The following is a 14119-nucleotide window of genomic DNA, read 5'->3' as shown; positions in this document are numbered from 1 at the left end:
CCGCCCCCCTCAGTTGCTCTGGCTCGGCACGCGGAACTCGACACCGAGACCCGGCATCTCGACTTCCATGCCCTTGTAGTTGCGGCACTTGATGGTCGTCCCCTGACCGTCCGGGCGCACTTCCTCGCGAACGTAGCTGGGGATGATCGGCAGCTTGCCGAGACCGCCCAGGCCATCGACGATGAAGGTCGGCACCGCCGGCCCGCTGATCCAGCCGCGCAGGCCTTCGTACAGGGCGATCATGCGGGCATGCGGGACGATGAAGTGGTGGGCGCCTTCGACCATGTCGGTCGAGTACACGTAATAGGGACGCACGCCCATCTCGATGGCCTGCATGAACAGCTCGCGCATGATCTCGACGTTGTCGTTCACGCCGCGCAAGCACACCGTCTGCAGACCCATCATGACGCCGGCCTTCTGGATCATCTTGACCCGCTCACGGAGCAGCGGCGTGATTTCCTTGGGGTGGTTGATGTGGATATTGATCATCTGCACGCGATGCTTTTCCAGCACGGCGCACAGTTCAGGGGTGACGCGGGTCGGCAGCTGCACCACCATGCGCGAACCGATGCGCAGGAAGCGGACATGCGGCGCACGGCTGCGAATCTGGCCGAGGATGTAGTCCAGGCGCTCGTCGTCGAAGGTCAGCGGATCGCCGCCGGAAAGCAGCACGTCGTCGATGTCCTTGTTGCCGGCGATGTAGTCGATGGAACGCTCGATCTCGTCCTTGTGCACCGAGCCGGTCGGCCGCGATACCATGCGCTTGCGGGTGCAGAAGCGGCACAGCGTGGCGCAGGTGTTGCTGACCAGGAACAGCACGCGGCGCGGGTAGCGGTGCACGACGCTGGTACCGGGAATGGTGTCGCCCTCTTCGCCCAGCTCGTCGAGCATGGTGGCGAAGCCCGGCTTGGCTTCCTCGTGGAAGGTGGGCAGGTATTGCAGGCGGATCGGGCAGTTCGGATCGTCGCGATCCATCAGCTGCGCCATGTAGGGCGTCACCGACACGGCGAACTTGTCGTAGACGGTTTCGTTGACGTCCTCGATATGGTTGAGGATGCCCTTCATCTCGGAATGATGGACATAGCGGCGGGCAAACTGCTTTTGCCATGGCTCGGCCGCCGGATCATAGGCATCGAGTTCCTCGCGCAACAGCAACTTGCCCGGGGTAATGGAAACGATCTTGTGCAACATGGCTCCTCCTGAAAGTGAATGACCCTGCGCTCAGCAGTGGCATGAGGGCATTCTAGGAAGCGCCTTCGGCCGACGAAAACAATCACAATGATTGAATCGGCAAAAAAACTTCAGTCATAATGACCGACAACAAAACAAACTGAGTGAAACGCCATGAGCACCACGCCGCTCGATGCCCTGGACCGCCAATTGATCGACCTGCTCAAGGTCAATGCCCGCCTGCCCGTCGTGAAACTGGCCAAGGCACTGGGCTGCGCGCGCAGCACGGTACAGCTGCGCCTCAAGGCGCTGGAAGGCGCCGGCGTCATCACCGGCTATACCATCGGCGTTTCCACCCCGCAGCGCGGCCCCGGCATCCGGGCGATGGTACTCATCTCCATCGACTCCAAGTGCGAGCACGAGATCATCCAGTCCATCTCGCGCCGCCACGAAGTCCGCAAACTGTTCTCGGTCAGCGGCCGCTACGACCTGTGCGCCATGCTGAGCACCGACTCCACGGAAGAACTCGACAGCGTCATCGACCGCTTCCGCGCCATCAAGGGCGTCATCGAAACCTTCTCCACCATCATGCTGAGCACCAAGCTGGATAGGCCGGATTGAACGCAGATCAGGAATACGAACATCCGGAACCGCCCCGATTGCCCAAGACGGCATATGTCATTAGACATATTCAATCAAAGGCAATTATCATGGAATATTGCGTTTTGACCCTTTTTTCGAGACAAACATGAACAGGTTTTCGCCACTTCTTGCCGTTGCCGTGCTTTGCAGCGGATGCGCATCCATTTTTTCGGGTACTACACAGGAAGTTTCAATCCGCACAACCCCAGGTGCCCGTTACAGCATCAGCAATGCCAATGGCTCTCAAATTGCCGCCGGAGACTCAGCGGGAACGGTACAACTACAACGCGGCGTCGGCTATTTCAGCCCGCATGCCTATAAGGCGAAGATCAGCAAGGAAGGCTATCAAACGAAAATCGTCGATATAACTCCCGGCATCAATCCGTGGTATTTCGCAAATATTTTGCTGGGCGGGGTTGTCGGCATGGTGATTGTCGATCCGCTGACCGGCGCGATGTTCAATTTGAATCCAAGCATGATCGATGCGGAGCTTGACCCCATATCTGGCGCAACTGATGCGAATGCGACGACCAGGCAGCCGGGAAATCAGCAGGATGCTCAATACGCAACCAAGCAACTGCGTCCTGTTTCCCGATTCGACTACACCGCCAGCAGGCTTGCCAGGGATAAACAGTGCATTGCGAAAGAGAGTCCAGACATTGGCAACCATGGAAAAGCGGTTGAAACCCTGACCTTCCAATGCCAGGACGGGCGCCGTCTGGCGATCACCTGCGGATCGCTGGAGGGATGCCGATAGCGCTTCAGGTTATCGGGAAAAAGTACGATCAATTCGGTATTTTTGGGGGCCTGCCATAAAATTCGACCGTAGGCCCCCACTTATTCCATCGTATCGGCACGTTTGATGATGAAAAAATTCCTTTGGCTTCTGCTTCTCCCGGTCAATCTGGTGTTCTCGATCCTGTGCACGGTCATCTCCCCTCTTGCCGCCTGTTTTGTCACCCCCGACCGTCGCCATTTGCGTAGCCCGTTCAAATGGCTCGACACCGTCGACAACGATCTGAGCGGTGACGACGGCTGGAAACAGGAGCACCTGATCGGCACCGACCCGCTGTCTTGGATCAACCGTACCCGCTGGCTGATCCGTAACGGTGGAAACAAGATCAGCTACAGCGCATTTGGCTGCCTTGACACGCCCTACACCCAGCAAGGGTTCTACTACGCCAACGCGGGAGGCTACTGGCTATATCGGCGGCCTTTGCCGGTTACCTCGAAGCGATTCATTGACCTATTCATCGGTTGGAATTTGCCGGGAGCAAAGTATGGCCGGGCGAAATACACATCGTCTTTCCGGCTGAAAACCAAACTGTAGGACATGGCCTAACGCTGCACACCGTGGCCTGATCCCGATTGTTGCCAAACCCAGAAAACACCGGTTCGCCTTGCAAATTGCAGCCTTGCCGCCACAACCGGATGCCCGACCTAGAGCGGCGGCAATCCGCAACGTTGCCGCGCCCGGTTGCAGGCGGCGTGTTCCACGTCGAATTCCCGGCACGGTGATGGTCGTGCGTCGTAGACGGTACAGCTGACTGCGACGCCAACCTCACCGGCCAGGGCGATGCAGCGGGGGGCCGGGTCGTCGGTGCCGCGCATGCGGACGATGCTGGCGGTAACGGGAACGGTCAGTGCCCTGGGAACGCCCTCGCCCCAGGCGAAGGCGCCGCCGGCCAGTTCGGCTGGGTGAAAATCGACGCGAAAGCTGGCGCAGCAGGCGCCGCAGCTTTGGCAGACGCTCACGGCAGACTCACCCGGCAGCGCCACAGCTCATGCCCCGATGCCAGATACTTCTTCTCGAAAGGCGTGATCGGGTCATCGGTATGCCAGGGTTCGGCCGCCACCGGCTTTCCATTGAGCAGGGTCAGCGCCTGCGCCATTTCCTCGATATAGATGCGCCAGTTGCTGCGGCATTCCAGCTCGCCGCCCAGTTCGCGCCATACGGGAAACACGGCGTGCCCGTGCCAGCGCCGGGCGAGATGCCCGATTTTCGGCCAGGGATTGGGATAGAGGTTGTAGTGGCGGGCCAGACGGACGCCATTCTCCGCCAGCAGGCGCCAGAAATCGACCAGATCGGCGCGGACGAGCAGCGCGTTGGCCGGCAGCTCCATGGGTTTGCCACGACCGATGCGGTCGCTGGACTGGTCGACGCCGAGTACGAAGTGGTCGGGGAAGGCCTCGGCGATGCGCAGGGTGCTCCAGCCCACGCCGCAGCCGGCATCGAGAATAAGGGGGGCGGCAGGATTCCAGGCGTCGCGGGCGACCATGGCCAAGGCAAAGGCGTCGCGGTTGTAGTCGAGAATCGGCTTGCGGAAGGGGTGCGCCAGATGGCGGCGGACCAGCCCGTCGAGATCGTCGTGCGGCCCGGTCTGGGCGCTGCTGATGAAGCGGGAGTTGCCTTCCATCACACCCTTTGCGACACGGATTGGAGGCAGGATCGGGCGCGGTTGGCGGGCATTTGTGGATTCCATTTCTGGCCAGTTTTCCGGCTTGACCGGCGGGCTCGCCATTGTCGCAAAATTCGACCGGCGATGGGTGATCCTGCCGGACGGAAGGGGAACTATTTGGCGGCGACACGCTCCCTCCCATGAAACCTGCGTGCACCACTCACCACGTCAGAGAGGAGACGATCATGGTCGCCCCAAGGCCTCCCCGCGAACATCTCGCCCTGCTTGTCGCCACCCGGAAAGGCGCCTGGATCTATCACACGGACAGCGCTCGCCAGTCGTGGCGGGTCGATGGCCCGCACTTTCTCGGCCACATCATCAACCACATGGTGCTTGACCCACGCGACGGGCGTACCCTGCTTGCCTCGGCCAGTACCGGCCACCTCGGCCCTACCCTGTTCCGCTCGACCGATCTTGGCAAAAGCTGGCAGGAAGCGGCTACCCCGCCTGCCTTCGGCCCCTCCCGCAACGATTTACCGGCCAGAGCCGTCAGTTGCACCTTCTGGCTGACACCGGGCCCGTCCAGCGAACCAGGTGTCTGGTATGCCGGCACCTCGCCACAGGGTCTTTTTCGTTCGGCGGATGGCGGACAAACCTGGGCGCCGTTCTCGATGATCAACGACGATCCGCAGTTCCGCCACTGGTTCGGCACCTATCAGGACGGTACGCCCGACGGCCCCATGCTGCACTCGATCATCGTCGACCCGCGCGACCCCAGGCACCTCTATTTCGCCATGTCGGGCGGCGGCATCCACGAATCGCGTGATGGGGGCGACACTTTCACGCCGCTCGTCGACGGCATGGACATCGTCGATGGCTTCGATTCCGGGGAAATCTCCTTCCACGACCCGCATTGCGTGCGCCTCTGCCCCTCCAATCCGGATCGGCTGTACCAACAGAATCACTGCGGCATCTACCGTCTCGACCGCCCCGGCCGCCGGTGGACGCGCATCGGCCGCAACATGCCGGCGGATATCGGCGATGTCGGGTTTCCCGTCGTCATCCATCCGCGCGATGACCGGACCGTCTGGGTATTTCCGATGGACGGCACCGATGTCTGGCCGCGGACCAGCCCGCAGGGGCAGCCGGCGGTCTATGCGACGCGCGACGGGGGCGAAACCTGGCAGCGCCTGGACAATGGCCTGCCTGCCGGGCAGGCCTGGTGGACCGTCAAGCGACAAGCCATGTGCGCCGACAGCGAAGCCAGCGTCGGCCTGTATTTCGGCACCACCAGCGGCGAACTATGGCACAGCCGCGACGAAGGTGCGCACTGGTCCTGCGTCGCCCGGCACTTGCCGGAAATCTATGCCGTCGAAACGGCCTGCGTCGCCTGATCGCCGTTCCGCCATGCGCGTCCTGATCCCGAGCGCCCTGCACGCCTACACCGGCAGCGCCCAAGTCGAGGCGAACGGTGACACCGTCGGAGCGGTGCTCACCGATCTCGAACGCCAGTTTCCCGGCATCCGTTTTCGCATGGTCGATGAACAGCAGCGCCTTCGCCGCCACATCCGTATTTTCCATGCGGGTGAAATGATCTTCGATCTGGACACCGCGCTGCGGCCGGACCGCGAACTCTGCATCGTCCAGGCGCTGAGCGGCGGCTAGCCCGCTCAGGCGGCGAGCGGCAGATCGTCGGCGATACCGGCTTCGATCAACAGGCTGTCGATATCCTCGGCAGCCTTGACCGGGCGCAACTGCTGGTAGAGCACCTCGGCCTGCGGGTAGTGACGACGCAGCAACATCAGCCACTGCTTGAGGCGGCCGCCGGCATGCACCGGCAGCACCCGCTCGCGCACACCGCGCCAGTAGGTGGCGACCGAGGGCACAAGTTCTTCCCAGCCGCCGGTTTCCTCGCCGCGTACCTTGCGCGGCAGCAGCGGATCGGCCAGCGCACCACGGCCGATCATCACGTCGGCACAGCCGGATTCGAGTTGGCATTGGTGGAAATCGGCCACCGTCCACACTTCGCCGTTGGCGATGATGGGAATGTTGACCGCCGCCCGCACGCGGTCGATCTGGCCCCAGCGCGCCGGCGGCTTGTAGCCGTCCACCTTGGTCCGGCCATGGATGATCAGCTCATCGGCACCGCCGGCCGCAATGGCCTGCGCGCAATCGACGGCCAGGGCGCTATCGGCGATGCCGAGGCGCATCTTGGCGGTGAAGGGTATGTCGGCCGGCACCATCGCCCGCACGGCGCTGACGATGTCGTGCAGCAATTCAGGTTCGCCAAGCAGCGCCGAGCCGCCGCGATGCCTGAAGACGGTGGGTGCCGGGCAGCCGAAGTTGATGTCGACGCCGGCCGGGCGGTGCTTGACCAGGCGTCGCGCATTGGCCGCCATGAAATGCGGATCGGAACCGAGCAACTGCACGCGCATCGGCGTGCCGCAGTCGGTCAGGCTGCCGTTGTGCAATTCGGGACAGGTACGCAGGAAGGTGCGGTTGGGCAGCACGCTTTCGGTGACGCGGATGAATTCGCAGATTCCCCAATCGTAGCCGCCAACGGCCGTGAGCACGTTCCGCATGAGCGGATCGGCAAGACCTTCCATCGGGGCGAGAAGAATGCGGGACATCGACGAACTTTCGGCAAGCGCTTGAAAAGGCGGCGATTATAATCCACCCCCATGCTGCGTATCGTTCTAGACACCAATGTCGTCCTCGACCTCTTCCACTGGGCCAATGTGGATGCCGTGCCAATCATGGCCGCGCTGGAAGCCGGCCGCATCGCCTGCTTCGCCGATCAGCGCACACTGGACGAACTGCAACGCGTGCTGACCTACCCCCAACTGAAGCTGACACCGGACATGATCAGCGAGCGCTACGCCCGCTACAGCGGTTTGGTGCAGCTCGTTCCCGACGGCGAAGCGCCTCCCCTGCCGCGCTGCAAGGACCGCGACGACCAGAAGTTCCTCGAACTCGCCGCCCGCTGCGAGGCCGACATCCTGGTCAGCAAGGACAAGGCGTTGCTCAAGCTGCGGGGACGGACCCGACTTGCCTTTCAAATCCTCGGCCCGGCCGCCGCCTCGAAACGCCTTGGCGAGATGGCCGGCGGCACGCCATCCGGATTGCCACAGGACACCCTGCCGGCCTGATCCCCGGCGTCGGGGCCCGGGGTGAACGCCGCAGTTTGAGCAAACCCCAAAAACCTCATTGTCCGGCCAGCCTTTTCAACCCCGGGAAGGGCTTTTTTCCCGGCACGGCAAGGCGCCTCGGCGCGTCCCGAATATCTCACACCCCGCCTCTCGCTCTATGTTATCGTGCTACGCCAATAACATACTCAGCGTCGAGTACCTCTCGCCCATTCGGGGATGATTCGTGGTCAATGACGCCCCCAGCCGCCATGGAAACGAGACACGAACCGTCGCCGCCTACGTCGCGCAGATACTTGCCTTCCAGCCCGTCGCTGATTGCGCTGGGATTGACCCTGGCGCTCGCCGCCCTGCTCGGATACGACCTGCAGCAGTCTTATGCCCAGGCACGAGCCAATATGCTGTCCAGTGCCGAAAACCAGGCCCGCCTGCTGGAGAAGCAGCTAGCCGCCAGCGTCAGGAAGATCGACGTGGTTCTGCGTGAAGCGGTGCACGACTACGCACCAGTCGTCGCTGGCAACCTCCAGCGGACGCGAGCGGAGGGAAACCGCGATCTGCTGAGGCGAGAAGCGGCACTTGAGGAAAGCCAGGCCAACAGCCTGCGCATCCTCGACGCGCAAGGCGCCGTCCTGTTCAGTGCGGCAAACGACGGGACGCTACCGAGATTCAATGTCGGCGACCTGGCCTATTTTCAGGCCCAGAAAAGCGACAGGAAGCTGCCCATGGTCATTTCCGACCCCATGCTCTCCCGCTTCTCCGGTCAGTGGGTCATGACCTTCAGCCGGCGCATCAACCATCCTGACGGCCGGTTTGCCGGCCTTGCGCAAACCGCCGTGCGCACCGAGGTTTTCAAGAGCATCCTGAGCGAGGTCGACATTGGAAAGCGCGGGTCGATCACGCTTGTTTCCGACAACGACCTTCTGGTTGCCCGCATTCCCGACGTCGGTGAGCAAACCGGAAAAATGCTGGCTCCCGGTGAAACACCGCTGGCCGGACAGGACGGAGCGGATCAAGGATCGTACATAGCCGTTTCCTCCGTCGATTCCGTCAAACGCATGCATCACTTCAGGAAACTGGACGAATTGCCGCTTAGCCTTGACATCGGACTGGCGCTCGAAGACTTCCCGGCCCCCTGGAAACAGAAAGCGATCCTGTACGCCATCAGCTGGCTGGCTTTCGGCCTTGCTTTGCTCGCCATGATCCGGCGCTTCAAGCAGAAGACCCGGGAAATCAAGCATCTCAACCGGCGCCTGGCAGCCCAGATCGCCCAAGCGGAAGTCTCCAGCCAGGCCAAAAGCGAGTTCCTGGCCAGCATGAGCCACGAAATCCGCACGCCGCTCAACGCCATCATCGGCCTTACGCACCTGCTGCGCCGCGACAGGATCACGCCAACACAATCCGAAAAGCTGACGCGTATTGCCGGCGCGGCAGACCACCTGATGGAGGTGATCAACGACGTCCTCGACCTGTCGAAAATCGAGGCCGGCAAGCTGGAATTGGAGCTGGCCAACTTTTCTCCGGAAGAAATGCTGCAACGCATCAGCAACGTGGTCGTCAAGCGCGCGCAGGCCAAGGGGCTTGAGCTGGTCATCGATATCGGCGATCTCCCTCCCGTCCTGCACGGCGATGTCACGCGACTGGGACAGGCCCTGCTCAACTTTCTCGCCAATGCCGTCAAGTACACCGACAAGGGCTCGATCGTCCTGCGCGGCAAGATCGAGGACGAAGCCGACACCACGCTGCTGGTCAGCTTCGAAGTTCGGGATACCGGCTGCGGCATCCCGGCCGAAGCCATGCCCAGGCTCTTCAAGGCATTTGAACAACCCGGCACCACGACACAACGGCGGTTTGGCGGCAGCGGCCTGGGCCTGGCGATCACCCGCCACCTTGCCGGATTGATGGGGGGCGAGACAGGTGCTACCAGCACGCCGGGCGAAGGCAGCACGTTCTGGATGACCGCCCGCCTGGGCAAGGCACATCAGGAACCGCTTCCGCTCGAACCGGAACTGGCCGGGCGACGGGCGCTGGTTGCCGACGACCTGCAAATCACGCAGATGGTGCATACTCACCTGCTCACCCAGATCGGTCTGTCCCCTGAGGCAGTGGCCTCGGGCAAGGAAGCCATCGCGGCCATCCTGAAGGCGGATACCGAGAACGATCCGTTTTCGATCCTGTTGCTTGACCTGCTGATGCCGGACCAGAGCGGCATGGATACCCTGGCCGCGATTCAGAAGCTGAACCTGAAACACCCGCCGGCATGCATTCTCGTCACCGCCTCAGGAGACAGCAGCATCGCCATGTCGGCACGTGCCGCCGGATTTGCCGAGGTGCTGGTCAAACCGATCAACAAGGCGATCCTGCAGAAAGCGATCATCCCGATTTTTTCCCGCTCGCCGCAGCCTGCCGCCACGCCCGATACCCGACCCGACCTTCGCCTGCGCTGGGAATATGGCGGCACGAAAGTACTGCTGGTTGAAGATGAACCCATCAACCAGAGCATCATCAACGAATACCTCAGCGAGGCCGGCATGGCCGTCACCGTCGCCGACGATGGGGAAGCTGCCGTCGCTCTGGCGGAGGCGCGGCATTTCGACCTGATACTCATGGATATCCAGATGCCCGTGATGGATGGCCTGGCGGCCACCCGGAAAATTCGCTCGATCGGCGGCTACGGCGATGTCCCGATCATCGCCATGACCGCCAACGCCGCCACCGAAGATCGCAGCAAGTGCCGGCAAGCCGGCATGAACGATTTCATCGGCAAACCGGTCGAGCCGAACCTGCTGTTCACCACCCTCCTGAAGTGGCTGGAACCGCGGAAAGCCTGATCCGGCAGAATCCCCTACAATCCGCCAACTTCCCGTTGCAGGATTTCCATGAAGCCGTTCATCCCTTTCCTGGTCGCCGCGCTGACCGTGCTATCCCCCGCCCACGCCAAGACCCCGGGTGAGGTCGATGTCGGCAGCACCCTGCGCGACCTGCCGATGCAGGGTCTGAACGGACCGACAAAGAAGCCCTCGGATTTCAGGGGCAAACCGCTGATCATCAACGTCTGGGCCAGTTGGTGCGGCCCCTGCCGGGCCGAGATGGGCTCGCTGGATCGGCTGGCCAAGCGCTACGGCAGGCAATTCACGGTCATCGGCATATCGACCGACGACTACCCGCAAAACGCCAGGCTGTTCCTGCAGAAATCAGGCACATCGTTCCCGATGTTCATCGACGACAAACCCTGGCCACTAGAGAACATGCTGGGCGCCAACCGCCTGCCGCTGACCGTTCTGGTCGACACCGACGGCAAGGTGCTCGGCAAGTATTACGGTGCCCACGAATGGGACAGCCGCGAGGCCGTCGAGGCCATCGCCAGGACCTTCAGGCTCAAGCTGTAGAGGCTTACCCTTCGCGGCGGCGGAATACCCAGGTCGTCGCATCCGAGACCTCCGGCACGTAGGCATAGCCGTCGCTGTCGAAGGCCTTGAGCCCTTCGGGATCGACCAACCGGTTCGCGACGGCATAGCGGGTCATCAGGCCACGGGCACGCTTGGCATAGAAGCTGATGATCTTGTACTTGCCGCTCTTCCAGTCTTCGAACACCGGCTGAATCACCTCACCCCGGATCTTGCGACCGACAGCCGCCTTGAAATACTCCTCCGATGCGAGGTTGACCACCACCGGCCGCGACATGCTTTCCAGTTCGGCATTGATCGCATCGAGCAGGGTTTCGCCCCAGAAAGCGTACAAATCCTTGCCGGCCTTGTTGGCGAATTTCGTTCCCATCTCCAGGCGATAGGGCTGCATCAGGTCCAGCGGCTTCAGGATGCCGTAGAGTCCCGACAGGATACGCACATGCTGCTGGGCGAATGCCAGGTCGTCGGCGCTCAGTGTCTTGGCCGCCAGCCCATCGTAGACATCGCCATCGAAGGCCAGCACCGCCTGCTTGGCGTTTTCCGGTGAAAAGGGCAAGGACCAGCCGGCATAACGGTCGAAATTGAGCAGCGCCAGTGGGTCGGACAGGCTCATCAGTTGCGCGATGTCGGCCGGCGACAGCTTGCGTAACTGCTTGATGAGGGTCTCCGACTGTTTCAGGTAAGTGGGCTGGGTAAAGTCCGCCACATGCGGTGGCGTTTTGTAATCCAGCGATTTGGCTGGCGAAAGAAAGATGAGCATGGCTGCGTTACGAAAAATACCGGGATGAAATTGCGCGACATTCTACCGGCGACAGTCCTTACGGACGAACAGCCGGCTGGTGCCCGGCGCGGATCGACGACTACCCCGGCGAGTAGCGCGTATTTTGATACGATGCTGCCCTCGGTGTGCATGACGTGCACATTTCCCGTTGCTCTGCGGAGACTTTCTTGCGCTTATTCGCCCCACTGCCTTTCCTCTTCCTCGCGGCCTGCGCTACCGTTGCCACGCTACGTCTCGACGACCGTTTCGGCCCGGCCGATCCGGCCCGTTTCGACCGCCTTCCGGCCGTATCGACCGGCGCCCCCGATTACTGGCGAGATGTCCGACCCGTACTCGACAATCGTTGCGTCAGTTGCCATGCCTGCTACGACGCCCCCTGCCAGCTCAACCTCGCCAGCTACAGCGGCCTGACACGCGGCGCCAGTACCAACCGCGTGTTTGCTGACCGCCTGCTGGCCGGCGCGCCGACACGACTCGGCATCGACGCCCAGACCAACGCCCAATGGCGCGACATGGGCTTTTTCCCGGTTCTCAACGAACGCCAGCCGACAGCGCAAGCCAACCGTGAAGCAAGTGCGATGACCCGCCTGCTCGTCCTCAAGCAGATTCACCCCGGACCGGATGGCGGGCAGCTGAATGACCCGGATCTCGATTTTTCGCTCAACCGTGCGCAAGTCTGCGTACCGGCCGAAGGCCTGGACGAATACACGCGCCGCCATCCCACGCGCGGCATGCCCTTCGGTCTGCACCCCATCGCCGCTGACGAACACGCGACGCTCACTCGCTGGCTCGAAGCCGGTGCCCCCTACAGCCCGGCTGCGCCGCTGTCCGCCGCCCTGCTGCGCCAGGTTGCCGACTGGGAAGCCTTCCTCAATGCCGACGGCAACAAGGCCCGGCTGACCGCCCGCTACATCTACGAACACTGGTTCATCGGCCAGCTGTGGTTCGCCGAGCAGCCCGACACGTATTTCGAACTGGTGCGCAGCCGGACGCCGCCCGGCCAGCCCGTCGATCTGATCGCCACGCGCCGCCCCTACGACGACCCGGGTGTCGACCGCGTGTGGTATCGCCTGCGCCGCATCGAATCCACGCCGTCCGCCAAGACCCACATGCCGATGCAGCTCGACGCCGCGCGCATGGAACGTCTGCGCGACTGGTTCCTGAAACCCGACTACGCCGTGGCGCGCCTGCCCGGCTACGATCCGGAAAGCGCGGCCAATCCCTTCGTCACCTTCCGCGACCTGCCGCTCGTCGCCCGCTATCGCCTGATGCTCGACGAAGCGCAATTCACGCTGGCAGGCTTCATGAAAGGCCCGGTTTGCCGCGGCCAGTTCGCGCTCAACTCGATCAACGATCACTTCTGGGTCTATTTCGTCGCCCCCAACGACAAGAGCTCCCAATTCATGCAGGCGATCATCGATGCCGCCAGCCCGGTGCTGCGTCTCCCCGCCGAACGCGAGAGTACGGCCGGCCTGCTCGCCTGGAATGAATACTCCCGCCTGCAACGCAAATACACCGAGGAGCGCAGTCGAATCACCGCGAAGTTCAAGTACGGCGACACCCGCCCGACGCTGAACGACATCTGGGACGGCGACGGCACCAACCCCAATGTCGCGCTCACCGTCTTCCGGCATTTCGACAGCGCCTCGGTGATCAAGGGGCTGGCCGGCGAACGGCCGCAAACCAGCTTCCTCATCGGCTATCCGGTGCTCGAACGCATGCATTACCTGCTGGTCGCCGGCTTCGACGTTTACGGCAACATCGGGCACCAGCTGGCAACCCGCCTGTACATGGACTTCCTGCGCATGGAGAGCGAGCTGAATTTTCTCGCCCTGCTGCCGATCAAGGATCGTCAGCCGATTCTCGACCACTGGTATCGCCAGCGCAGCAAGCCGCACAACGACTACCTCGCCGACGCCGCCCGCTACTTTCCGCTGGAAACCGGCATCCGCTATCGCAGCAAGGACACGCTGAACGAACTCTATGAACTGCTAGGCCAGCGCACCGTCAAATCCCGCGACCGATCGCGGGAGCTGGAGGCCGGCGGGCTGCCGGAAAGCGATCTTGCCTCGCTGCGGCGACTGTCCGCCATCCGCGGCCTGGCCGCATCGCAGATGCCGGAGGACAGCCTGATCGTCTATCAGCCAGCCGTCGGCAAGCCCCATGTCTTTTCGCTGATCCGCAACAGCGCCCACACCAACGTCGCCGAGATTTTCAGCGAAGCCGACCGCCGGCTACCGGAAGAAGACACGTTGCTGGCCATGAACGGCATCGTCGGCGCCTATCCGAATGCGATATTCGCCATCACGCCTCAAAATGCCGGCCGCTTCGCCGACGCCGTCGCGGCGCTGCGCAGCGAGGCCGATCTTGTCCGCCTGACCGACACCTACGGCATACGCCGAACCGACCGTCGCTTCTGGCCGACCAGCGACGCCATCCATGACGCTTACCGGGCCGCGCGACCGGTCGAGTTCGGCATCCTCGACTACAGCAGGCTGGAAAACCATTGAGCGGTCTCGGTATCGCCGGTAGGAAGCATCCCGGCGATACCGATTGAGCCGCGCAAGCCGATACGCG

Annotated in this window: 14 protein-coding genes; 9 read left to right on the top strand and 5 right to left on the bottom strand. The window is 62.6% G+C overall.

The window, feature by feature from the left end; all coding sequences use genetic code 11:
• Positions 1-9 precede the first annotated feature (9 nt).
• Entirely contained in the window at positions 10-1191 is a 1182-nt protein-coding gene (locus F1002_RS04435; protein ID WP_150427796.1) for a KamA family radical SAM protein, read from the bottom strand.
• Between the two features lie 153 nt (positions 1192-1344).
• Here F1002_RS04435 and F1002_RS04430 point away from each other — a divergent pair, with 153 nt between their 5' ends.
• From F1002_RS04430 to F1002_RS04420, 3 genes are all read left to right on the top strand, one after another.
• Entirely contained in the window at positions 1345-1791 is a 447-nt protein-coding gene (locus F1002_RS04430; protein WP_150427795.1) for an Lrp/AsnC family transcriptional regulator, read from the top strand.
• Between the two features lie 127 nt (positions 1792-1918).
• Complete coding sequence (locus F1002_RS04425; RefSeq protein ID WP_150427794.1) at positions 1919-2569, top strand: hypothetical protein; 651 nt, start codon at positions 1919-1921, stop codon at positions 2567-2569.
• A gap of 105 nt (positions 2570-2674) precedes the next feature.
• Positions 2675-3142 carry a hypothetical protein gene (locus F1002_RS04420; RefSeq protein WP_150427793.1) on the top strand — a complete coding sequence of 156 codons (468 nt, stop codon included), beginning with the start codon at positions 2675-2677 and terminating at the stop codon, positions 3140-3142.
• 110 nt (positions 3143-3252) lie between these two features.
• On the opposite strand, the gene F1002_RS04415 is transcribed toward F1002_RS04420, so the two are convergent.
• Positions 3253-3567: a YkgJ family cysteine cluster protein gene (locus F1002_RS04415; protein WP_223879453.1), complete on the bottom strand. Its 315-nt coding sequence runs from the start codon at positions 3565-3567 to the stop codon at positions 3253-3255.
• Positions 3564-4232, bottom strand: coding sequence for a tRNA (guanosine(46)-N(7))-methyltransferase TrmB (locus tag F1002_RS04410; protein WP_223879470.1), 669 nt, complete (start codon positions 4230-4232; stop codon positions 3564-3566). The genes F1002_RS04415 and F1002_RS04410 overlap by 4 nt, the downstream gene beginning before the upstream one ends.
• Before the next feature lie 224 nt (positions 4233-4456).
• Here F1002_RS04410 and F1002_RS04405 point away from each other — a divergent pair, with 224 nt between their 5' ends.
• Both F1002_RS04405 and F1002_RS04400 read left to right on the top strand, forming a co-directional pair.
• The gene (locus tag F1002_RS04405) at positions 4457-5605 is read left to right on the top strand and encodes a glycosyl hydrolase (RefSeq protein WP_150427790.1); all 1149 of its coding nucleotides are present in this window, start codon (positions 4457-4459) and stop codon (positions 5603-5605) included.
• 13 nt (positions 5606-5618) lie between these two features.
• The gene (locus F1002_RS04400; protein WP_150427789.1) at positions 5619-5876 is read left to right on the top strand and encodes a MoaD/ThiS family protein; all 258 of its coding nucleotides are present in this window, start codon (positions 5619-5621) and stop codon (positions 5874-5876) included.
• A gap of 5 nt (positions 5877-5881) precedes the next feature.
• Here F1002_RS04400 and F1002_RS04395 read toward each other — a convergent pair whose 3' ends face one another.
• Entirely contained in the window at positions 5882-6841 is a 960-nt protein-coding gene (locus F1002_RS04395; RefSeq protein WP_150427788.1) for a tRNA-dihydrouridine synthase, read from the bottom strand.
• Positions 6842-6892: 51 nt separating this feature from the next.
• Between F1002_RS04395 and F1002_RS04390 the strand changes: the two genes are divergently transcribed.
• The 3 genes from F1002_RS04390 to F1002_RS04380 all read left to right on the top strand — a co-directional run bounded on the left by F1002_RS04390 (position 6893) and on the right by F1002_RS04380 (position 10743).
• Entirely contained in the window at positions 6893-7360 is a 468-nt protein-coding gene (locus tag F1002_RS04390) for a putative toxin-antitoxin system toxin component, PIN family (RefSeq protein ID WP_150427787.1), read from the top strand.
• Between the two features lie 248 nt (positions 7361-7608).
• Positions 7609-10185 carry a hybrid sensor histidine kinase/response regulator gene (locus F1002_RS04385; protein WP_191090300.1) on the top strand — a complete coding sequence of 859 codons (2577 nt, stop codon included), beginning with the start codon at positions 7609-7611 and terminating at the stop codon, positions 10183-10185.
• 48 nt (positions 10186-10233) lie between these two features.
• Entirely contained in the window at positions 10234-10743 is a 510-nt protein-coding gene (locus F1002_RS04380) for a TlpA disulfide reductase family protein (protein WP_150427785.1), read from the top strand.
• A gap of 4 nt (positions 10744-10747) precedes the next feature.
• Here the strand turns inward: F1002_RS04380 and yaaA are convergent, their stop codons facing one another.
• A complete protein-coding gene (gene yaaA / locus F1002_RS04375) occupies positions 10748-11521 on the bottom strand; it encodes a peroxide stress protein YaaA (RefSeq protein WP_150427784.1) in 774 nt (257 codons plus the stop codon).
• A gap of 188 nt (positions 11522-11709) precedes the next feature.
• Between yaaA and F1002_RS04370 the strand changes: the two genes are divergently transcribed.
• Positions 11710-14052 (top strand): fatty acid cis/trans isomerase, encoded by a 2343-nt coding sequence (locus F1002_RS04370; RefSeq protein WP_191090299.1) that lies wholly within the window; start codon positions 11710-11712, stop codon positions 14050-14052.
• The last annotated feature ends 67 nt before the right edge of the window (positions 14053-14119 follow it).

The organism is Dechloromonas sp. CZR5 (genome assembly GCF_008711155.1).
Taxonomy (GTDB): domain Bacteria; phylum Pseudomonadota; class Gammaproteobacteria; order Burkholderiales; family Rhodocyclaceae; genus Azonexus.
Note: the sequence above shows the minus strand (reverse complement) of the source record. Positions and strands in the feature narration are given on the sequence as shown.

Coding starts and splice junctions, on each gene's coding strand:
- F1002_RS04390 (WP_150427787.1), top strand. CDS start 6,893: ATGCTGCGTATCGTTCTAGACACCAATGTCGTCCTCGACCTCTTCCAC.
- F1002_RS04430 (WP_150427795.1), top strand. CDS start 1,345: ATGAGCACCACGCCGCTCGATGCCCTGGACCGCCAATTGATCGACCTG.
- F1002_RS04425 (WP_150427794.1), top strand. CDS start 1,919: ATGAACAGGTTTTCGCCACTTCTTGCCGTTGCCGTGCTTTGCAGCGGA.
- F1002_RS04400 (WP_150427789.1), top strand. CDS start 5,619: ATGCGCGTCCTGATCCCGAGCGCCCTGCACGCCTACACCGGCAGCGCC.
- yaaA (WP_150427784.1), bottom strand. CDS start 11,521: ATGCTCATCTTTCTTTCGCCAGCCAAATCGCTGGATTACAAAACGCCA.
- F1002_RS04420 (WP_150427793.1), top strand. CDS start 2,675: ATGATGAAAAAATTCCTTTGGCTTCTGCTTCTCCCGGTCAATCTGGTG.
- F1002_RS04435 (WP_150427796.1), bottom strand. CDS start 1,191: ATGTTGCACAAGATCGTTTCCATTACCCCGGGCAAGTTGCTGTTGCGC.
- F1002_RS04395 (WP_150427788.1), bottom strand. CDS start 6,841: ATGTCCCGCATTCTTCTCGCCCCGATGGAAGGTCTTGCCGATCCGCTC.
- F1002_RS04380 (WP_150427785.1), top strand. CDS start 10,234: ATGAAGCCGTTCATCCCTTTCCTGGTCGCCGCGCTGACCGTGCTATCC.
- F1002_RS04405 (WP_150427790.1), top strand. CDS start 4,457: ATGGTCGCCCCAAGGCCTCCCCGCGAACATCTCGCCCTGCTTGTCGCC.
- F1002_RS04385 (WP_191090300.1), top strand. CDS start 7,609: ATGGAAACGAGACACGAACCGTCGCCGCCTACGTCGCGCAGATACTTG.